This is a genomic window from Ensifer sp., from assembly GCF_035999135.1.
GTDB lineage: Bacteria > Pseudomonadota > Alphaproteobacteria > Rhizobiales > Rhizobiaceae > Ensifer.
Genome location: NZ_DASYGZ010000185.1, coordinates 1 through 19948 on the forward strand (window position 1 = coordinate 1; position 19948 = coordinate 19948).

18 protein-coding genes are annotated in these 19948 nt (G+C 60.4%); 4 read left to right on the top strand and 14 right to left on the bottom strand.

Annotation, left to right across the window (positions count from 1 at the left end; all coding sequences use genetic code 11):
- A partial coding sequence (locus tag VGO12_RS24300; protein WP_327515342.1) for a LysR family transcriptional regulator occupies window positions 1-669 on the bottom strand: 669 nt, incomplete at its 3' end.
- Here VGO12_RS24300 and VGO12_RS24305 point away from each other — a divergent pair.
- Window positions 655-1035, top strand: coding sequence for a helix-turn-helix transcriptional regulator (locus tag VGO12_RS24305; RefSeq protein WP_327515297.1), 381 nt, complete (start codon window positions 655-657; stop codon window positions 1033-1035). The genes VGO12_RS24300 and VGO12_RS24305 overlap by 15 nt on opposite strands.
- A 369-nt stretch (window positions 1036-1404) precedes the next feature.
- Here the strand turns inward: VGO12_RS24305 and dnaA are convergent, their stop codons facing one another.
- The 5 genes from dnaA to VGO12_RS24330 all read right to left on the bottom strand — a co-directional run bounded on the left by dnaA (window position 1405) and on the right by VGO12_RS24330 (window position 9012).
- Window positions 1405-2886 carry a chromosomal replication initiator protein DnaA gene (gene dnaA / locus VGO12_RS24310; protein ID WP_327515298.1) on the bottom strand — a complete coding sequence of 494 codons (1482 nt, stop codon included), beginning with the start codon at window positions 2884-2886 and terminating at the stop codon, window positions 1405-1407.
- Entirely contained in the window at window positions 2883-3353 is a 471-nt protein-coding gene (locus tag VGO12_RS24315) for a hypothetical protein (protein ID WP_327515299.1), read from the bottom strand. The genes dnaA and VGO12_RS24315 overlap by 4 nt, the downstream gene beginning before the upstream one ends.
- Before the next feature lie 193 nt (window positions 3354-3546).
- Window positions 3547-6813 (bottom strand): error-prone DNA polymerase, encoded by a 3267-nt coding sequence (locus VGO12_RS24320; protein WP_327515300.1) that lies wholly within the window; start codon window positions 6811-6813, stop codon window positions 3547-3549.
- Window positions 6810-8333 carry a DNA polymerase Y family protein gene (locus VGO12_RS24325; protein ID WP_327515301.1) on the bottom strand — a complete coding sequence of 508 codons (1524 nt, stop codon included), beginning with the start codon at window positions 8331-8333 and terminating at the stop codon, window positions 6810-6812. Before VGO12_RS24325 ends, VGO12_RS24320 begins: the two co-directional genes overlap by 4 nt.
- A complete protein-coding gene (locus VGO12_RS24330) occupies window positions 8248-9012 on the bottom strand; it encodes an ImuA family protein (RefSeq protein WP_327515302.1) in 765 nt (254 codons plus the stop codon). Before VGO12_RS24330 ends, VGO12_RS24325 begins: the two co-directional genes overlap by 86 nt.
- Window positions 9013-9251: 239 nt before the next feature.
- Here VGO12_RS24330 and VGO12_RS24335 point away from each other — a divergent pair, with 239 nt between their 5' ends.
- Complete coding sequence (locus VGO12_RS24335; RefSeq protein WP_327515303.1) at window positions 9252-9923, top strand: SOS response-associated peptidase; 672 nt, start codon at window positions 9252-9254, stop codon at window positions 9921-9923.
- 25 nt (window positions 9924-9948) lie between these two features.
- Complete coding sequence (gene dinB / locus VGO12_RS24340) at window positions 9949-11031, top strand: DNA polymerase IV (RefSeq protein WP_327515304.1); 1083 nt, start codon at window positions 9949-9951, stop codon at window positions 11029-11031.
- Window positions 11032-11088: 57 nt separating this feature from the next.
- On the opposite strand, the gene panD is transcribed toward dinB, so the two are convergent.
- A complete protein-coding gene (panD, locus tag VGO12_RS24345; RefSeq protein WP_327515305.1) occupies window positions 11089-11541 on the bottom strand; it encodes an aspartate 1-decarboxylase in 453 nt (150 codons plus the stop codon).
- Window positions 11542-11831: 290 nt separating this feature from the next.
- Here panD and VGO12_RS24350 point away from each other — a divergent pair, with 290 nt between their 5' ends.
- On the top strand, window positions 11832-12068 hold the full coding sequence (locus VGO12_RS24350; RefSeq protein WP_327515306.1) for a hypothetical protein: 237 nt from the start codon (window positions 11832-11834) through the stop codon (window positions 12066-12068).
- Between the two features lie 22 nt (window positions 12069-12090).
- Here the strand turns inward: VGO12_RS24350 and VGO12_RS24355 are convergent, their stop codons facing one another.
- Genes VGO12_RS24355 through VGO12_RS24385 form a run of 7 tightly spaced genes read right to left on the bottom strand, consistent with a single transcriptional unit; the run spans window position 12091 to window position 19837 of the window.
- On the bottom strand, window positions 12091-13419 hold the full coding sequence (locus VGO12_RS24355; protein WP_327515307.1) for a sorbosone dehydrogenase family protein: 1329 nt from the start codon (window positions 13417-13419) through the stop codon (window positions 12091-12093).
- Window positions 13420-13468: 49 nt separating this feature from the next.
- On the bottom strand, window positions 13469-14539 hold the full coding sequence (locus tag VGO12_RS24360) for a c-type cytochrome (RefSeq protein WP_327515308.1): 1071 nt from the start codon (window positions 14537-14539) through the stop codon (window positions 13469-13471).
- Window positions 14536-15168, bottom strand: a complete 633-nt coding sequence (locus tag VGO12_RS24365) for a cytochrome c oxidase assembly protein (protein ID WP_327515309.1) — start codon at window positions 15166-15168, stop codon at window positions 14536-14538. Before VGO12_RS24365 ends, VGO12_RS24360 begins: the two co-directional genes overlap by 4 nt.
- Complete coding sequence (locus tag VGO12_RS24370) at window positions 15165-15545, bottom strand: hypothetical protein (protein ID WP_327515310.1); 381 nt, start codon at window positions 15543-15545, stop codon at window positions 15165-15167. Before VGO12_RS24370 ends, VGO12_RS24365 begins: the two co-directional genes overlap by 4 nt.
- Window positions 15545-18061 carry a cytochrome c oxidase subunit I gene (gene ctaD / locus VGO12_RS24375; protein WP_327515311.1) on the bottom strand — a complete coding sequence of 839 codons (2517 nt, stop codon included), beginning with the start codon at window positions 18059-18061 and terminating at the stop codon, window positions 15545-15547. The genes VGO12_RS24370 and ctaD overlap by 1 nt, the downstream gene beginning before the upstream one ends.
- Window positions 18058-19131 (bottom strand): cytochrome c oxidase subunit II, encoded by a 1074-nt coding sequence (gene coxB / locus VGO12_RS24380; RefSeq protein WP_327515312.1) that lies wholly within the window; start codon window positions 19129-19131, stop codon window positions 18058-18060. The genes ctaD and coxB overlap by 4 nt, the downstream gene beginning before the upstream one ends.
- Window positions 19132-19156: 25 nt before the next feature.
- Window positions 19157-19837, bottom strand: a complete 681-nt coding sequence (locus VGO12_RS24385) for a hypothetical protein (RefSeq protein ID WP_327515313.1) — start codon at window positions 19835-19837, stop codon at window positions 19157-19159.
- Between the last annotated feature and the right edge of the window lie 111 nt (window positions 19838-19948).

Below are 19948 nucleotides of genomic sequence, written 5' to 3' on the forward strand. Positions count from 1 at the left end.
GCAGCTATAAGCAATGTTGCCGGTCAACCCATGGGTCTCGAACATCTCGAAAAAATAGCGCTCCGAGTATGAGAGGTTCTGGCGGGAAAAGGCGATGATCTTCTCTCCCCTCAGATCCTCGATGTCGATCTCGCTTCGAAGCGCCAGCGGGCTTGTCTTTTCGACAGCCAGCAGATAGCGCTCATGCGCGATCGAGAAGAAGCGCAAGGATCCGATGTTTTCGACCGGGCGGATGAAGCCGAGATTGATCTGGCCGTTCTCGATGGACCGGATGATATCGCTGGTCGAGCCACTCGTCACATGCAGAGCCACATCCGGAAACTTCCGGCCGATGCGCGAAAGAAACGCCGGCAGCACACCGATGGTGGCCGGATAGACGGTTCCGATCTTGATTGTCCGCGCCGCCTTGCCGGCAGCAGACCGCGCAACATCCATCGAGAGCCCGACATCGCCAATGATCCGGACTGCCCGATCGTAGAACACCTCCCCTGCCCGCGTCAGCTCGACCCGGCGCGTCGAGCGCTCAAGCAACCGAACACCGAGCTCCTTCTCCAGCGCCTGGATGTGCGCGCTCAATGCCGGCTGGGCGATGCACATCCGCGCGGCCGCGCGATTGAAGTGCAGCTCCTCGGCAACCGCAACGAAGAATGAGAGTTGGCGGAGTTCCATGTTCATGCCTCGATTTTCGGCCCACGAGAACGCGAGTGGCCCAGCTCGCACGCAACCATAAATACCCTATTTTGGGGTATCCGAAAATCGGTTTTATTGAAGGCGTCAGTTTTCTCAAACTGGCGCACTATTTTGTCTTCGTTCCATGCAATTGTTTACGGTCGAATGATCGACGGTCTCATCGCAGCCCGCAAAGCGGCGAACCTAACTCAGGTCGAGTTAGGGCAGCGTCTTGGGCAACGGCAGACTTTCATCTCCAAATTTGAGCTTGGGGAGCGGCGTTTAGACGCTGCCGAGTTCGTGAAAGTAAGCCGCGCGCTCGGCGCCGACCCGTACGAGATTATGCGTAAAGCAGAAGGCGGCTAACCAGAAGCAACGGTGCCGCGACGTCAAAATTCCGAATATGATCTCTGTGATCGGCATGTGGATCAACGTGCAACTCCTAGAGGTCGACCGCCACATCATTGGAAAAAATTCAAATATACTGCCAGTGCGAACGATGCTACGGTGCAGACGTTAGCTATTACGAGTATCACAACTAATGCGCGACCAAAAAGATTATCTTTACTACTCATGACAACACCTCCTAACACGGAGGAAATATACAGTTATCTAAAACAGAATATTAGAGGAAAGATCTCCTGTAAAAAAAGGAGGTAATTTCTTCCTGAATCGAAAAAAGCCATCTCGTGCTACGTAATCGTAACTCACTCACTTTAATTCTTCCTTTTTGGGCTAGGTTTCCGATATTATCCGTTTCAAAAGCTCCACTTCGTGGTAGAGCCTGTCGTCAGAGACTATCAATTCGTCTATCTTGCGAACCGCATGCAACACCGTGGTGTGGTCACGGCCACCAAACCGACGGCCGATCTCAGGGAGGGAACGCGGCGTGAGCATTTTCGACAAATACATCGCAATCTGGCGTGGCTTGATGATCACGTTTGCACGTCGATTCGAAAGCAGATCCTGCCGCGAAACGTTATAGTGCCTCGCGACAACTCGTTGGATATCTTCAATGCGGACGCGACTACGCTGATCGGTCGAAACGATGTGGGCCAACAATTCGTCAACGCGCTCAATCGTAAGGTCCGGGTCGAAGGAGCGACGAAAGAGCAGCTGGTTGAAGGCGCCTTCGAGCTCGCGACCACTCCCAGTTACAATGCGAGCAACATGCTTCAGAAGTTCGAGCGGGAGGTCGACAGTGCGATCTTCTTGCTGCGCCAAAGCGAGGCGGCGCTTGAGGATTTCAAAGCGCATTTCATAATCCGGCGCATCAATCTCGACAGCAACGCCTGACTGTAACCGTGAGCGCACGCCCGACTCAAGCGATTCCAGCTCCCAAGGGCCCCGGTCGGCAGAGACGACCACTTGCTTTGCTGAATCGAGGAGCATGTTCAGCAGGTGGCAAAACTCGCGCTGTATTAATTTGCCCTGGAGAAACTGCATGTCGTCGACAAGCAACAGGTCAATCCCACGCGTAGCATCAACAAGTGGCAATGAATCGCGGTCCCGAATTGCAGTCGCAAAACGCCACATGAAGTATTCGGCTGTCAGATAGACCACTCGTTGCGCGCGTGAGTGAATGGCCAAGTTTGCGATCGCCTGAAGGAGATGTGTTTTGCCCAATCCTACCGAAGCATGAATGAAAAGAGGATTGAAACGCTCAGCTCCAACACCACCCTCGGCTATAGTCCTAGCCGCATCGCATGCATCCCTATTGGAATGGCCCTTCACAAAGGTATCGAACGTGTAACGCGAATCCAACGGCGACCCGAATAGCGGGCGCGCCCGGTCGCCTAGTTCCGGCTGATCTGTTGGACGGACGGCGGCCCGGAACTGTTCGTCGCCCGAACTAGCCACGCCGGCGCCCGTGGCCCTCCGACTGGCACTGCGGACGATCAATTCCGCCTTCGCTATTGTCGGATCGATTTCCTGAACAATGGAGGTGATGAGATCAAGATAGCGATTATTGATCCACGACTTTAGGAAGGCGGTAGGAACGGAAAGCGTAATAACGTGATTAGAAAACGAATGCAGCTTTATGCGCGAAAACCAACTGGTAAAGACATCAATCCCCACCCTCTCACGCAGGCGAGCGCTGACAGTATCGAACAACGCCGCAGCTTCAGCACGATTTGAGGTATCCTCATTGTCGCCCGGCAAGACGTTTTGGCCATCACTTGAAACCAAAGTCAAAAAGGATTTATCCGAGCTCATTGCTCTACCTCTCCTTGACTTCTCAACGCGGGCCTCAGCTCTCCCAGGAATTCTTGCTCAACAGATTCGGGTGGAGCAACATGCGCGGAGTGCACTTGGCTTATAGCGGCCAACTGGGAAAAGTAACGTATTAATCTTTCCATCAGCTCGTCAGCCACAACGATATTCTTTTTTCTTTTGTCCCGCGCGTCGATTTCAAGTAACAAAGCCTTGCCTTCGATACACGTCTTCACATACTCTTTTGCTGTCTTATCTGAGATATTGAATTCGTCGAAAACATAAGCTTCTAGTTTGCTGATTGTAAGCGGCTCGTTTTTAATATTGTGTCGCGCGGCATAGATGACCATTCGCTGATTGATTTCTTTGGACAAGAACGAGAGCTCTTTGTGGGCGACGGTCAGCTCCCAGGCGGACCAGATGGCCATCACAAATTGGCATCCCATATCGACCTTCTGAAGCTCGTCCACCCGCGCTCCCTGCAAAGCTGCACAGATGCGCGATATAGTCGACGAAGTCCTGCCTGAAGAAAAGAGAAGATTTTTCCCTCTTCTCTTGGGTGCAAGGCTTCAGATTGTATATGAACCATTCAGAAAATCTGGAGAAACTTGCGCGAAGCGTAAATTGTTTTCGTCCGGTTAAGGCTCATAAACTCAGTTGTGTTCACCGAAAATCTCGCGTCTTCACCTTGATCTGATCGAGATGCAGATAGGGATCGACGATGTCGCGCGGCCGCGGCCCTTTCGGCAGCCCGCGCGGATCGGGCGCCGGTGCCCCATGATGAAACTCGTCGCCTCTTCCATGCGGAAGCGGAAAACCGGCGTCCCGATCGCCCACGCTTGCAAGTTCGCCGGATAGGTCAGTCAGGCGATGGGCGACCAGGTGCACAACCTCGCCTTCCCGCTGAATGCGGCCATAGACACCGAGCATGCCGGCGCCGAGCACCACGCGGCGAAACGTCTCGAAGGTCTTTGCCCAGACGACGAGATTGGCGATGCCTGTTTCGTCCTCGATGGTGATGAACATCACGCCCTTGGCCGAACCTGGCCGCTGGCGCACGAGCACCAGACCTGCGGCTTCGAGCCATTTTCCATCGCGCGTCTGCATCGCCTCGCGGCAGCTGACGATGCGGCGTTTCGTCAGATCCGAGCGCAGGAACGAGAGGGGGTGCTCACGCAGTGTCAGTCCGACATGGCCATAGTCCTCGACCACCTCGCCACCCGACGTCATGGGCCTCAGCGCCACCGGCGGCTCATCCAGTTCCGCGATGGTCCGGCTTTCACGCTCAGAGGCCGCGGCAAAGAGCGGCAGCGGCTCATCGCGCAGCGCCTTGATCGCCCAGAGCGCCTCGCGCCGGGCAAGCCTCAGAGAGGGCTGGAAGGCATCGGCTTCAGCAAGGACCACAAGAGAAGCCGCTGGCACGCCAGCGCGCCGCCAGAGATCGTCGACGGACGCGAAGGGCTGACCTGCCCGCGCCGCGACGATCGCCGCGGCGTGCCCGTTGGCGAGCCCCCGGACCATGCGCATTCCGAGACGCACAGCAAAACGGCGGTCGTCGTCAGTCGGCTCCAGAGTGCAATCCCAGCGGCTTGAATTCACACAGACCGGGCGAACCTGAACCCCATGATCGCGCGCGTTGCGCACGATCTGGGCCGGGGCGTAAAACCCCATCGGCTGAGCATTCAGAAGCGCCGCACAGAAGACGTCCGGATGCCAGCATTTGAGCCAGGAGGAAGCATAGGCAATCAGCGCAAATGACGCCGCATGGCTTTCAGGAAAGCCATAGCTGCCGAAACCTTCGAGCTGCTTGAAGGTCTTGATCGCAAAGTCCGGCTCGTAGCCGTTTGCGACCATTCCCCGAACAAGCTTCTCGCCGAACTTAGAAACGCCGCCAGTGTGCTTGAACGTCGCCATGGCGCGGCGAAGCTGATCGGCCTCTCCAGGCGTGAAGCCGGCGCATTCGATTGCGACCCGCATTGCCTGCTCCTGGAAGAGCGGCACGCCGAGCGTCTTGCCAAGCACCTGCTCCAACTCAGGCTTCGGATAGACCACCGCCTCCTTGCCCTCGCGGCGCCTGAGATAGGGATGCACCATGTCGCCCTGGATCGGCCCGGGGCGAACGATCGCCACCTCGATGACGAGATCATAGAAGGTGCGCGGCTTGACCCGCGGCAACATCGACATCTGGGCTCGGCTTTCGATCTGGAAGGTGCCGAGCGTGTCGGCGCGCCGGATCATCGCATAGGTGCGTGGATCCTCCGCCGGAATGCTCGCGAGATCGAGATTGATGCCCTTGTGCTCGACGAGCAGATCAAAGCCGCGCTTCATGCAGGAGAGCATGCCGAGCGCCAGGCAATCAACCTTCATGAACTTAAGGATATCGATGTCGTCCTTGTCCCATTCGATCACCTGCCGATCGGCCATGGCCGCAGGTTCGATCGGGACGAGCTCGTCGAGGCGGTCATTGGTCAGAACAAAACCGCCCGGATGCTGGGACAGGTGACGCGGCGCACCCATCAGCTGACGCGCGAGATCGAGCGTCAGGCGCAGGCGCCGATCGGACAGATTGAGATTGAGCTCTTCGGCGTGTTTTTCGCCGATGTCCTCGCCCCAGCCCCACACTTGCGACGAGAGCATCTTCGTCATGTCCTCGGGCAGCCCGAGCGCCTTGCCGACGTCGCGAATGGCGCCCTTGGAGCGGTAGCGAATGACGGTCGAACAAAGGGCGGCATGATCACGGCCGTAGGTCTCGAACACCCATTGCATGACGATCTCGCGGCGCTCGTGCTCGAAGTCGACGTCGATATCCGGCGGCTCGCGCCGCTCCTCGGAGACAAAGCGCTCGAAGAGAAGGTCGTTGATCTCGGGGTCGATCGAGGTGATGCCAAGCACATAGCAGACGGAAGAATTCGCAGCCGATCCCCTGCCCTGGCATAAAATGTCCTTCGAGCGCGCGAAGCGGACGATCGCATTCACCGTCAGGAAGTAGGGCGCATATTGCAGCTTCTCGATCAGCCGCAGCTCGTGCTCGAGGTTCTTTCTGACCTTGGTCGGCAAGCCCTCGGGATAGCGCCAGGTAGCCCCCTCCCAGGTCAGTTGCGCCAGCGTCTCCTGTGCCGTCAGCTCCGGGTTTGAGCGCTCCTCGGGATACTGGTAAGCGAGCTCGTCGAGCGAGAAACGGCACCGGGCCATGATCTCGATGGTGCGCCCAAGGGCTTCCGGGTAGCGGGCAAAGAGACGCGCCATTTCCTCAGGCGGCTTCAGGTAGCGGTCCGCGTGCCGCTCGCGGCGGAAGCCTGCCTCGTCGATCGTGATGTTGTGGCGAATGCAGGTGACAACGTCTTGGAGTATTCGCCGCTCCGGCACATGAAACAGCACGTCGTTGGTGACGACCGTCGGAATGCCGATCGAAGCTGCCAGGTTGGAGAGCTGGTGAAGCCGCAGCTGGTCGTTCGGCCGGCGGCGGAGCGTCAGCGCCAGGTAGGCGCGATCGCCGAAGGATTGCCTCAGGCGCCGAAGATTGAGAGCGCAGTCCTCATCCGCCGCTTCCGGTAAGAGGACCGCGATCAGGCCCTCGCCATACGCAACCAGATCGGACCAGTCGAGACGGCATTTCGCCTTGCCGCCGCGCTTCTTGCCGAGCGACAGCAGCCGGCAAAGGCGCGCATACGAGGGCCGGTCTGTCGGATAGACCAGAATGGAGAGATCGTGTTCAAGATCGAGGCGGCAGCCGACGACCAACCGTACCCCGACGTCCTTTGCCGCCTGGTGCGCACGCACGATGCCGGCGAGGCTGTTGCGGTCGACAATCGCCAGCGCCTCGAGCCCAAGCTCCGCGGCACGTTGAAAGAGCTCCTCGCAGGATGACGCGCCGCGCAGGAAGGAAAAATGCGAGGTCACCTGCAGTTCGGCATAGCCCGGGGTCGTCATCCGAATATCCCGTGCAGAAACCATTGGTGACTGCCGGTCTCGCTGTGTTCGCCGTCGCCCGCGCGAAAAATCCAGTAGCGCTCGCCGGCGTCATCTTCGACCTGGAAATAGTCGCGCACGGCGACGAGCTCCGCATCGCGTTTCCACCATTCGCCAAAGACGCGTTCGGGCCCGTCGGCGCGCTTCACCCGCCGGCGCACGCCGCGCCAGGTGAAACTGACCGGCGGATGATCGGGAAGCAGCGCCATCGTCTCGATGGGTTCGGGATGGGGAAGCAAGCGTACCGGCCGTGGCCAATGACCGGGCCAGGCAAGGCCCTGGTCTGGCGCCATCGGAGCGATGCGAACAATTGAGCGCTCGGGCACGTCGCTCGCAACCGGCGCTAAGCGGTAGAGCCGGCGGGCGCCGATACGGTTTCCCAGAATGTCGATTAGGCCGGAAACATCGGCTTCCGGTTCCTCGACCAGCGAGGAGATGACCTGGCTTGCGACAAGCGGCTCGGTATGGGTTGCCGTCAGGGACATGATTTCGATGCCGAAGCCGGGGTCGATCGTCTCGATGCGATCGGTGATCAGCCGCGTCAGACGCCTGGCGTCACGCACAGGTGTTGCGGTGCCTGCGCGGATCGCCTGGTAGGTGTTGTCGACCCGGTGGAAGAGAAGATCGACGCGTGGCGCGCCAAGGCCCTTTTCTTCCAATACCCGACAGAGCGCACCCACAAGCTTGGCGGCGTAGCGCGCGATCGTCTCGGCAGCAGCAATCGGCTCACCGAACGATCGGCGGACTTCGATAAGTTCAGCCGTGCGAACCGGATCGATCGGCTCGGCAACCTTTCCCAGGGCCTGGTCGAGCCGGCGGCCAAGCTCGGGCCCAAATCTAAGCGCAAGCGGCGCTCGCGGCACGCCCTCCACCTCGCCGATCGTGTTGAAACCAAGCACGCGCAGGCCATGGACGATTGCGGGATCGAGACGAAGGGCTGAAATCGGCAGCCTTCCGATCAAATCCCGTTGCTTTCCCGGCGCAACGACGTGCGTCGGCCGCGTGCAAAACCGGGCGCTGGCATGGGCCGCCCCCCAGGTATCGGCGACAGCCGCCCGGGCCTCGATACCGGATCCGAAGAACCGGTTGACCATGCCCGAGAGCATCAGCTCTTCGCCGCCATGGAGGTGATCGGCGCCTGATGTGTCGATCACCAGGCCATCGGGCGGGTCGGCCGCAACGATCGGCGCGTAACGCTGCAGCGCCCAGAGCGCCAAGCGTTCAAGCGCCTGCATGTCAGCAATTGGATCGGCGTCCATGACTACGAGGCGAGCCACTAGCGCCTGGGCCTTCGTGGCCGCCATGCCGGGCCTCAAACCGGCGGCGATCGCCGCGGCGTTCACCGAGAGCACCACGCGCCGGCGCTGTGTGCGGCCAACGAGGACAAGAGGCGTCTCAGCCGGCGGCGCTGCGGCGCCGAGTTTGCGCCTCAGACGATCCGTGGGCCAGCTCGGAAGGAAGAGCGATACGACCCTTGGCATCTGGGGCCTCCACTTCGAAATCTGCGCTTTCGCCGGCGCGGCAGCGGATGAGTTCTACCAGCCAACGCGCGCGGCCTACGCCTGGAACTGGCAAGGGGGCGGACGGAAGGACGGACACCCGCCAGCGCGTGACCGATGCCGTCGGCTGCCCAAAATCTGACGCCTCGGCCTGGCGCCGCCAGCGGCGGATCACGAGCGCGATCGTGCCCGAGCCTTCGGCCGCAAGCTGCAGGCGGCGCGAGGCATTCATCGGAAGCCGGGCAAGCTCGCCGACGACGGCTCCGAGCCCACCATGACGAAGGCCCTCCTCCATGCAGGAGAGAAGCGCTTTTTCGTCGCCGGCCTCCACATAGATGACGCGGCTGGGTGCCAGTCCCACTTGGGCAAGGGCCGGCGCGAAGAGGTCTGGTCGCGTCACGCACCAGAGCACCTTGCCCTTCGTGCGACCTGCGATTCCCGCCGAAAAGAGCGCCGCCGCAGCGCCGTCAATGGCGCCGTTGCCGCCACCCGCAACCTCGTGCAGCGAACCGAGCGCGAGCCCCCCACCTGGCAAACGCCGATCGATCTCAGAAACACCGAAGGGCAGGACCTGTTGCCCACGACCGCTTGCACCTTCGAGGCGCTGGATGCGCTCGCGAAGTTCAGAGACGACGGCATTGTCAGCGATCGGACGTGGCATTTTGGAAAGAACCACTCCTTAGGGCTTTGCATTAGTGCTTCCTGTTGATATGTTCCCTATTTGTTCCTATTTGAGTTCCGAGTCAACGGAGTTCAGAAGCGGATCTGTTGATTGTGATCCTGACGCGTGGAAGCATGTGATTGCGCGAAGACGGGATCGACCGGCGCGCTTACCAAGAACAACGACAGAGGCTAGCGGTCGCTGATACGGGGCAAGAGTGAAAACGGGAGACTGGAACCTTGTGCAATCTCTACAATATCACGACGACACGCGATGCCGTGATTGCCTTCACCAAAGCCTTCCGTGACAAAGCCGGGTGGAACCAGCCTTCCTACGACGTCTATCCGGGTTATCAGGCGCCGGTTGTTCGCGTGGGTGAAGACGGAGAGCGCGAGATCGCGCGCATCACCTGGGGCATGCCCTCGCCGCCGGCCTTCATTAAAAACTACGATCCTGGCGTCACGAACATCCGCAACGTCGCCTCGCCACACTGGCGACGTTGGCTCGGTCCGACCAGCCGCTGCGTCGTGCCCTTTACTTCCTTTGCCGAGCCGGATCCGGCGTCTAAGGTTCCTGGCGGGAAGATCCCGAATGCCTGGTTTGCCGGAACCAAGGATCGCCCGCTGATGTTCTTCGCGGGCTTCTGGACGCCCTGGAAGGGTGTGAGGCGTGTTCGCGATGGCGAACTCGAATATGAGCTCTTCGGCTTCCTCACCACATCTCCCAACGCGATCGTCGCTCCAATCCATGACAAGGCCATGCCGGTCATCCTCACGACGCCGGAAGAGGTCGACCTCTGGCTCAGCCGTCCTTGGGATGAGGTAAAGCACCTGCAGCGGCCGCTTCCCGGCAACATGCTTGTTGTCGTCGAGCCACCGGCTGCCCTGCCCGAAGAAGACCTGCTTCTATGACCAGCCTAAGGTCGAGTGAGCGGTGATGGAACGCTCTGAGCGCCCACGAAAGATCATCCATGTCGACATGGATGCCTTCTACGCATCGGTGGAGCAGCGGGACAATCCCGAGCTTCGCGGGCTTCCGATTGCGGTCGGCTTCGGCGAGGCGCGCGGTGTGGTCGCCGCCGCAAGCTATGAGGCGCGCAAGTACGGCGTCCATTCGGCCATGCCGTCCGTCACGGCCAAGCGGAAATGCCCCGAGCTGATTTTCGTGGCGCCGCGCTTCGATGCCTATCGCGCGGTGTCTGCGCAGATCCATGCGATCTTTGCCGAGTATACGCCCCTCATCGAACCGCTCTCACTTGACGAGGCCTATCTCGACGTCACGGAAAACCTCAAGGGAATGGAGCTTGCAACCGAGATTGCTCAGGAGATCCGCGCGAAAATCAAGGCGCAGACCGGACTGACGGCCTCGGCCGGCGTTTCCTACAACAAGTTCCTCGCCAAGATGGCGTCGGACCAGAGGAAGCCGGACGGCCTCTTCGTCATCACCCCGAAGAACGGTCCCGGCTTCGTGGAGGCTTTGCCCGTCAAGAAGTTTCATGGCGTGGGACCTGCGACCGCCGAGCGCATGCACAAGCTCGGCATCGAGACGGGCGCTGATCTGCGGGCACATGACGCCGCCTTCCTGCAGCAGCACTTCGGAAAATCGGGGCCTTACTTTTACTGGATCGCCCGCGGTGTCGACGAGCGCCAGGTGAAGGCCGACCGGGTACGCAAATCGATCGGTGCGGAGGACACCTTCTCGGTAGACGTCCATGATTTCGAAACCGCCCGGACTGGCCTCGAACCGCTGATCGAAAAGGTCTGGCGGTACTGCGAGGCAAACGGCATTGGCGCCAAAACCGCGACCCTCAAGGTGAAGTGGGCGGATTTCACGCAGATCACCCGGAGCAAGACAACCGCCGCCCCGATCGCAAGCGCCGCCGAGCTTGCTGCGATCGTGACGATGCTGTTGTCGCCGCTCTTTCCTGCTCAAAAAGGTATCCGGTTGCTGGGCGTGACCCTGTCGTCGCTCGAGAGCGCCAAACCCGAAATTGCGCCGCAGTTCGCCTTTGCACTTTGAGGAAAACGAAAGGCCGGTCGCGCCAACGGCAGCAGACGCTGCGGCCTCCGCGCGTAATCAGCTCCCGGACACCATGAGCGGTATCGGCAATGCCGTCTTACCTTCGTCGAGTATTTCGAAGGTGTATTTGCCTGATGCATCGACCCGGACAGAGTAGCTCAGGCGATCGCGAACATGGTTGTTCTCGTCGAAGGTCAGGATCTTCGGCTTCAACGAGGTGAGCCGGCTTTCGTCGAGATAGACCGAGTTGCAGATGATGATCTGGTCGCCGGTCTGGCAGGTCCGTGCGGCCGCACCATTGAGGATGCAGCATCTTGAACCGCGCTCACCGAGGATGACGTAGGTGGAGATGCGGGCGCCTGAGTTCTTGTTCCAGATCTCGACGAACTCCATCGGCAAGATGCCGGCTTCCTCGCAATGATCAGGGTCAAGCGTGATCGACCCATGATAGTTGAGGTTCGCCTCCGTCACGTGGATCCCGTGAAGCTTTCCTGCAACCAGCTTTCTCATGCTTTCCACCTTATGTTCGATCAGGCTTCGACTGCTCATCCTGGCGCTGCCGATGAGGTGAAAGCCTTCGCGTCCCGACAATGGCCAGCCGTAAAGATTGAAAAGAAAGCCCCGCCGGGGAAGGCGGGGCAAGGCTCGCACCCAGATGGCTCTCTGAACGCGGGGAAGAAGAATTCCGTGAGCCAAGCCCGTGCACTCAGATACGAACAATGCTCCCCGCAAGGAAGGTCGTTTTCGGCAATTCCGGTACGGCTTTGCTAATATATCAACTTACTCGATGCCCGCGTGCCGTGGCCGTTCTCGTTTCGAACGAAGGCGCCGAAAGCCTTAGGCGTGAGGCCGCAGCAATCCAGTGGGTGATGGACGCTTTCGGTCATCTCAAAGCCATCGGATATAGCGAGGAAGGGCTGCTGTTGCTGGAAAGCATCGGCGTCGATGCAGGCGTGGTCCCCTTCGACGGCAGTTTTCCGACGGCGGCTGCGAAGCGCTTTTTCGACCGCGAGCCGACGATCCGACAGCTTGCCTGAACCAGCGCGCGGCCGGACCGCCTTACTTCATAGGTGCGACATGCCACACCTTGTTGCCGACGTCGTCGGCAACAAGCAAAGCGCCGTCCCGGGCAATGGCAACGCCGACCGGCCGCCCCAAAGCCTTGCCGTCCGCGCTCAGGAAGCCCGTCAAGATATCGCTCGGCGGGCCCGATGGTTTGCCGTCGGTAAAAGGCACGAAAATGACTTTGTAGCCGCTGCGCGGAATGCGGTTCCATGAGCCGTGCTGACCGACAAAGGCGCCGTTTTTCATCTGGGCGCCGAACAGATCGCCGGTGTTGAAGGTCAAACCGAGCGAAGCGGTGTGGGGTCCGAGCGCATAATCCGGCTTGACGGCGACCGCGACAAGCTTGTCGTTTGGCTTCACGCGCTCGTCGACATGTTGGCCGTACCAGCTATAGGGCCAGCCATAAAACGCTCCATCCTGCACCGACGTCATGTAGTCAGGCACGAGGTCCGGCCCGATCTCGTCGCGCTCGTTGACGACGACCCACAGCTGGCCGCTGTCGGGCTGCCAGGAAAGCCCGTTGGGATTGCGAAGTCCGGATGCGAATTGGCGCATCTCGCGGCTGGAAAGATCGATCTCATGGACGGCGGCTCGCCCTTTCTCCTCCTCCATGCCGTTCTCGCCAATGTTCGAATTGGAGCCGACAGTGGCATAGAGCTTTGTTCCATCGCGACTCGCGATGACGTCCTTCGTCCAGTGATGGTTGCGACCCGACGGCAGGTCGACGATCTTTTCAGGCGCAGCCGTAATCTCCGTGGCGCCTTCCGCATAAGGAACCGCCACGATCGCGTCGGCATTGGCAACATAGAGTTTGCCGTTGAGCAGGGTCATGCCGAAAGGCGAGTTGAGCCTCCGCAGGAAGACTGTTTTCGTGTCCGCAATGCCGTCGCCATCCGTATCGCGCAGCAGCGATATGCGATTGGCGCTCTTTGTCTCTGCGCCGGCTCGCGCCTGGAAAAGCCCCATGAAGAAGGCCCGGATTGAAAAGCCTTCGTCGGGCTTCGGAGGCGCATTGCTTTCCGCCACAAGGACATCGCCGTTGGGCAGCACATGCAGCCAACGCGGATGTTCGAGGCCTCCGGCATACTCCTTGACGACAAGCCCCTCTGCTGCTGTCGGCGTTGTTCCCTCAGGCCACGGTGTTGCTTCGGCGACGTTCACGGACGGCATCCATTCGGTTATCGGCTCGACGAGAACCGGGTTCGGCCCATAGGTCTGTTCGATCGGTACCGTCGCCTCGGGCCGGGAGAAAACGACCAATCCACCACCAGCCACGATGGCGAGACCAGCGAGAACGAGAATGGCGACCAGCAGTTTTTTCATGACCAGATCCTCACGTGACCGAGCCCAACGATTTCGCGACGAAGGTGTTTCAATCCTTGTGGGGCAAACTCGAAAAATATGCCGAGACACGCTCGATATCGGCGTCAGACAAGCGCTCAGCTGCACTCACCATCAAATGGCTGAACGGCGTCCCCGACCGCGAGCCTTCGCGAAACAGCAGCAATTGCCGGGCGAGGTAAGCCTGGGGCTGACCATCGAGCAGCGGGTAAACTGGGTTTCGTCCCGCATTTTCGTGACAGCCCAGGCACGCCGCCACTTGGCGCGTTGGATCGCCCAGCCGCGCAATCTCACCGCCCTCTTGCACCCGTTCGTCTTTCACCGTCCGTGGCACCTTCGACCGCGGCAGGGATGAGAAATGCCTGGCAAGGGCGGGCAGGAGCGCGCGGTCTGTCGCTTGCACAGGGAGCTGCATCATGCCGCTTGGTCTTTGTTCCTCAAGATAGTCGTCGAGGCTTGCAAGCAGATAGGCTTCCTTCTGTCCTGCAAGAACTGGCGTAAGCGGGCTGTGGCCCATCCCATCGGCGCCGTGACAACGGGCACACTCGGCCAGGGCCTCATCAAATCGGGACGCATGCATCGGTGGTGCGGGCTTCTCGCGATAGGCCAAGGCGCGGTAGGCGGCGCCATCCAGGGTCGGAAGCTTGCGCAGAAACGCCACCATGTTCCAGACCTCGTCGTCCCGAGCCTGGGTCGGCCATGCCGGCATGCCGGTGAAGCGAACGCCATGCTTGACGATGCGGAACAGTTCGGCGTCCTCCCATTCCCCGACGACGCGGGAGAGATCGGGCGGCTGGGGCAGCATCGCAAGGGATGCGGACGAGCGCGGCTCACCGGGCGCGCCATGGCAGATAGCGCAGCCCCGCGCAAAATGGCCGGCCGCCGGTTGGATGCCATCTTGGGGCAATGGCTTCGGTGCATCAACGGCGAGCGCGTAGGTACGAACCGCCGAGCGCATCGCGAAATGCAGGAACCACTCGGTGATCCTCCAGTGGCCGGTGGATGCGCCGACATTGAAAAAGCCGATCCAGGTCGAAAGGAGAACGACGATCGGCAGGACCGCGAGCCCGATGGCCAGATGTTTCCATCGAAGGTGCATCATACAGTCCTCCGCCGGCCGGGATCATCAACGAGACCCGAAAGCAACACGACGCCACCGGCGAGATAGGCGCCGGCGCCCACAAGCAGCATGACGACTGCGCCAAGTTGCTGATCTTGCGCGGCTGTGAGCGTCATTCCGAAGCAGGTTATCTCGCCGAACTGATAGAGCGGCCGCGGGCTGAGCGACAGGAGGGCGCCGAGCAGCGTCATGTGGATCGTGGTCAACAGCAGGCCGAACGCGCCTGCCGCTCTTTGTGGCGCGTTGCTTGTGCTTCCTGCGGCAAGACAGGCGGACCAGAGAAACACCCCGGCGCCTAAAAAACTCGCCTGCTCGAAGACGGTGCCAAAGAGCGAGCTCTCCGCCAGTCGACGGGCAGCCGGCGCATGCCAACCCCAGACGACGACAAGCTCGGCGAGCGATGCAAGGATCGGCAACCGGACGAGGGTCGCACCCTTGTAACGTGCAAGACGGGCAGAAAAGCCAAGAGCGATCAGCGGTGCTGCGATGGCGACCACGCCCATGTGCGCCAGCATATGGGCCGTCACCGAACTGCGCCACGCGCTCAACAGCGGGCCAAGCCAGATCCCGGCCAGAAGGAGCAAAGCCAGCACAAGCCAGACCGCCCTCATCGCAAGCACCCCGAAACGAAGAGCGCCGGCAAGGCCGTCATGACAACGGCGACAAAGCTCAAGCCGGAAAGCAGCAAGGTCGCGAAGCCCTGAAACAACAGGCGGTCGTGGCGCGTAGGATCGTCATGGGGTGGGTCATGGGCGCCGAACCCCCACTGGCGCCAGGCAAGGAAGGCCGAGAGCGTGATTGAAGAAAGTGCGAGCACGGTGACGATGGCGATTGCCAGCCGCAACGAAGCAAAGTTCCCTCCAAACAGCTGAGGCTTCGCGCAAAAAATCGCTGCACCGACATAACAGGCGAGGAAATGCATCGCCCAGATCACAGGCGCTGTCAGAAGCGTCCAGAACGTTTCGATTTCCTTTGGCAGCAGGCGCATCAAAGAGCCTCCGGGAAAAGACCGATCACGCAAAAGCTGATGACGGCGGTGATCGCCAGGAAATGCCAGTAGAGTGCGACGTTACGCAGATCCATGTCGTGGGTTTTCGTAAGGCGTCCGGCGAGGCTTCGCGCTAAACAATAGGCAAGCATGACGGCGCCCACCGCAGCGTGAGCGAGTGTCCAGCAGACCAGCACCCAGACGATGGCCGGATAAACATGCGCGGTTGGGTCCATCTGATGCAACCGGGGGCCCAGAACGCCGGTGACCGATCCGATGATGGTCAGGGTGAACGCGAGCACCAGGTTCGCGCGCGCCAATGCGACCGATGCATGCGCGTTAAAATATCTCGCTGCCAGTGTCGCAAGCCAGGCACCGAGGAAAAGCGCTGCCGCGATGAGCGGCCATGTCGTCCCGGGACCGGCCGAGCCCGCGGTGAAATCGTCGTGTATCGTCCAATAGAAAAAGTAGCCGAAGATCAGGCTTGCAAAGGCTGTGCTGTCGCCGACCATCGTGATGAACATGGCCCACCAGCCGACCGACGAGGGGCCGGACGTGTAGAGCGGCAAGGAAAGCCCGATGCCGGCGTCTTTTTCCGGCTTCTCGGGAATTTCGTTCGTCCCTGTCCAGAGCCAGTAGACGATCGCAGAAAAGCAGATCAGGGCCGCAATTGCGCCGGCGATCCACCACTTGAAGGTCAAGGCGATGAACACGCCGCCGAGCGAGAAGGCCGAGACGATCGTGACCTTCGAGGTGCCGCCAACGCGCAAGACCTGTTCGGGCCGCGCATCGAGCACGGAGGTTACCAGCCCCTCCCGCCGCCCCTCCTCTGCGTCAGGAAGATACCAGCGTCCCTCGCTGATTTCGTTCGCGAGCGTGGGCTGATCCCAAAGCGGATATCGGCTCGAAACGAAGGGAACGGAGCGCACGCCCCAGTTTTCCTCGGGCTCGCTGATCCATTCAAGCGTTCCGGCATTCCACGGATTTTGCTCCCCGCGAGGCTCCCGGTGCTTGGGGCGCAGGACATCCCACACGACAGTCAGCACGCCGAGGGCAAAGACGACGGCGCCGACGGAGGAGATGAGGTTCAGGACATTCCAACCAAGATCGCCGGGATAGGTGAACACCCGCCGCGGCATGCCGAGAAGTCCAGTCAGATGCATCGGGAAGAAGGTGACGTTGAAGCCGACGAACATTAGCCAGAAGGCTGTTCGCCCAAGCCGATCGGAGAGGCGCTTCGCATCGACCAGAGGGTAATAGTAGTAGATCCCGGCGACGACCGGGAACAGCATGCCTCCGACCAGGACGTAATGCAGATGCGCAACGACGAAGTAGGTGTCGTGCGCCTGCCAGTCGAAGGGTGCAATCGCAACCATGACCCCTGTCAGGCCGCCGATGACGAAAATCGCGATGCCACCCGCCCCGAACAGCATGGGGGTCGACAGGATGACGCGACCGGCAAGCATGGTGGCGATGAAGACGAAGATCTGGACGGCCGTCGGGATCGCCACCGCTTCGGAGGCGGCCGAGAAGAATGCGAGAGAAATCTGCGGCAGTCCGGTCGCAAACATGTGGTGGACCCACAAGCCGAAGGAGAGGAACCCTGTGCCGACCGCGGCGAGCACGATCCAGGAATAACCAACGATGGGACGTCGCGAGAAGGTCGGGACAATCATCGCCATCAGGGCGATCGCCGGCAGGAAGATGATGTAGACCTCAGGATGGCCGAAGATCCAGAAAAGGTGCTGCCACAGCAAGGGATCGCCGCCGCGCGCCGGGTCGAAGAACGGCCAATCGAACATGCGCTGCATCTCGAAGAGGATGTCGCCTGCAATCAGCGGCGGAAATGCAAACAGGATCATGCCGGCGACGATCAGCAGGTACCAGGCAAAGAGCGGCATCAGGTTGATGCGCATGCCGGGCGCGCGGCACTTCATGATGCCGACGATCAGTTCGACGGCCGCTGCGATCGACGCGACTTCGATGAAGGAAAGTCCCAGCAACCAGATGTCGGCGCCTATGCCGGAGAGCTTTTCGTCTGTCGCAAGCGGCGGATACATGAACCAGCCGGAGGACGGTGCTGCATTAAAGAAAATCGAGCCGCACACAAAGATGCCACCGAGTAGAAAGCTCCAGAACCCGAAGGCGCCAAGCCGCGGAAACGGCAATTCGCGCGCGCCCAACATCGGTGGCAAAAGAAAGATCGCAACCGCCTCGAAGATCGGCACGGCAAACAGGAACATCATCACGGTCCCGTGCAGCGTGAAGACCTGGTTGTAGAAATCTGCCGAAATCAGGTCGTTTCCGGGTACGGCGAGCTGCGCGCGGATGATCAGGCCAAGGACGCCTGCAAAGAGCAGGAAGATGAAGGCGGTCGACGCATACCACAGGCCTACCTGCGTGTTGTTGACGCTTGTCCAGTAGCGCCAGCCACCAGGATTTTCCCAGACTTTGCGCAGGCGCTCGGTTTGCGCGGCGCGCTCCTCTTCACTCGTGCGGGCGCCCGGCGCAGTCATCTGAGCCCCTTCAGCCAGGCGGCGATTGCGCGGATATCTTGCGGCGGCAACATCGCGAAGGCCGGCATCGCTGCGCCGGGCTTGATCGCAGCCGGGTTTGCGATGAAGCCTGCAATGTTGTCCTCGGTGTTGGCGATGATCCCGGCCGCCAGCATTCGCCTCGATCCGAGGTGCGAAAGGTCGGGACCAACGGCGCCGACAGCATCCGTGCCTGCAACGCGGTGACAAGCGCCGCAGCCATGGCGAAGGAAGAGCTCGCTGCCGTCCCCTTCAACGTCAATTGAGGCTTCTGCCTCGGCGACAAGCCATGCATCGAAGGCATCTGGTTCCATGGCCACTGCCGTAAGAGCCATGAATGCATGGGACGTCCCGCAAAACTCGGCGCAAGCGCCGCGAAAAACCCCGGTCTTTTCGGCGATCAGCGACAGGCGATTTTCGCGACCGGGGATCATGTCCATCTTTCCCCCGAGTGAGGGTATCCAGAAGGAATGGATCACGTCGTCGCTCTTCAGCGAGAATTCAACGCGTCGGCCGACTGGCAAGCGCACCTCATTTGCCGCTGCGATCTGAACGCCGCGGTGATGATAGACCACCTGCCACCAATATTGCCGGCCGGTGACCTCGATGCGCAGATCCGCAGCATCGCCTGCCGCCGCCACAGGCCTGAGTGTGGGCATCAGCCACAGTGCATAGGTCAGAAGGGCAAAAAGCATCACTGCTGGAAAGACAGCGCCGCCCCACAGGATGAACCGCCCGGCTGTTTGCTCGCTACTTCGCCTTACGCGAAGCATCGCGGCAAACAGCGTCGCCATGACCCCGAACCATATCAAACCGCCCGCAATGGCCATGACGAGGAACAAAGTTCTGACTAGACCAGCTTCTATTCCCGCGGGATCAAGTGTCGATTGCATACCGCCGCATCCCGCCGAAATGAGCAGGACCAGCAACGGCGACGTGCGCGCCGCACTTTGGCCGGTTCGTTTGATCACGGTAAAGCGGGGCGTGGCGGACCCTTTCGGAACTGGATTCCTTGCCTTAACGAAGGCAAAACCGGAAGGTTCCTCGAACACGTCGTGCGGCAGGCAACCTCAACGATCAGGAAACCAGGATCCAGACACCTGTCGCGCATGCGCCTGCAAACAGGATCCACAAAATTGTCAGGACGACGCGAGCGGCGCCGCTCATGCGGGGGCCATCGACGGCGGTGAAATCGCGCGTGCCCTGAACATCTGCTTGAGGGGGCCGGCTGAGCTTTTTTCCGCCCTCAGGAGACCGAGACGTTGCCTTCGGGGACGCACTGGGCAGAACGCTTGAGGCTTCGGCCAAAAGATTAAGCCAGCGTAGATATTCATCGCCGCTTTTGCCCGCGCTTTTCAGTTGAGCCAGATTGTCATTCAGATCCGCTCGCTTCACCACAAGGCTGAGCGGGTTCGAGGCTGCGCGGATCACCAGCATATCTTTTGTGTCGCCCGGCCTGAGCGTAAGCAGTTCGATCGCGGTTACGACCTCAGCCGAGAATCCAACCTCCCTCAGTCGATTTTCCGACCAGCCCGCAGACTGCTCAACGACATCGTGGAGGAATGCCACGGATTTCGCCTTTTCGCCGACCACCGCATCTGCAACCCGCTGACAGTGGTTGAAATACGGCTCACCTGCCTTGTCGCGTTGGCCGGCATGGGCGTGGGCGGCAACCTCTCGCGCCCATCGACATTCCTCGACGGATGAGAGGGGAGCCGGGAAATGCCAGGCCTGAAGATTGTAATCAGTGTCGGTCACCGAACTTGTCCTTGGGCTATCCTGCTTTCTTTTGTGGCTCCTTCACCAACCCTTGTGGAAGGCGGTTTGTTCCGCAATGGACCAAGCTCTACGACCACTGGCGACGGACCT

Bases quoted from the DNA above. Each gene is read 5' to 3' on its own strand.
- VGO12_RS24355 (WP_327515307.1), bottom strand. From the start codon at position 13,419: ATGAAAAAACTGCTGGTCGCCATTCTCGTTCTCGCTGGTCTCGCCATC.
- VGO12_RS24320 (WP_327515300.1), bottom strand. From the start codon at position 6,813: ATGACGACCCCGGGCTATGCCGAACTGCAGGTGACCTCGCATTTTTCC.
- ctaD (WP_327515311.1), bottom strand. From the start codon at position 18,061: ATGACTGCGCCGGGCGCCCGCACGAGTGAAGAGGAGCGCGCCGCGCAA.
- VGO12_RS24360 (WP_327515308.1), bottom strand. From the start codon at position 14,539: ATGATGCACCTTCGATGGAAACATCTGGCCATCGGGCTCGCGGTCCTG.
- VGO12_RS24330 (WP_327515302.1), bottom strand. From the start codon at position 9,012: ATGCCACGTCCGATCGCTGACAATGCCGTCGTCTCTGAACTTCGCGAG.
- dinB (WP_327515304.1), top strand. From the start codon at position 9,949: ATGGAACGCTCTGAGCGCCCACGAAAGATCATCCATGTCGACATGGAT.
- panD (WP_327515305.1), bottom strand. From the start codon at position 11,541: ATGAGAAAGCTGGTTGCAGGAAAGCTTCACGGGATCCACGTGACGGAG.
- dnaA (WP_327515298.1), bottom strand. From the start codon at position 2,886: ATGAGCTCGGATAAATCCTTTTTGACTTTGGTTTCAAGTGATGGCCAA.
- VGO12_RS24365 (WP_327515309.1), bottom strand. From the start codon at position 15,168: ATGAGGGCGGTCTGGCTTGTGCTGGCTTTGCTCCTTCTGGCCGGGATC.
- VGO12_RS24370 (WP_327515310.1), bottom strand. From the start codon at position 15,545: ATGCGCCTGCTGCCAAAGGAAATCGAAACGTTCTGGACGCTTCTGACA.
- VGO12_RS24325 (WP_327515301.1), bottom strand. From the start codon at position 8,333: ATGCCAAGGGTCGTATCGCTCTTCCTTCCGAGCTGGCCCACGGATCGT.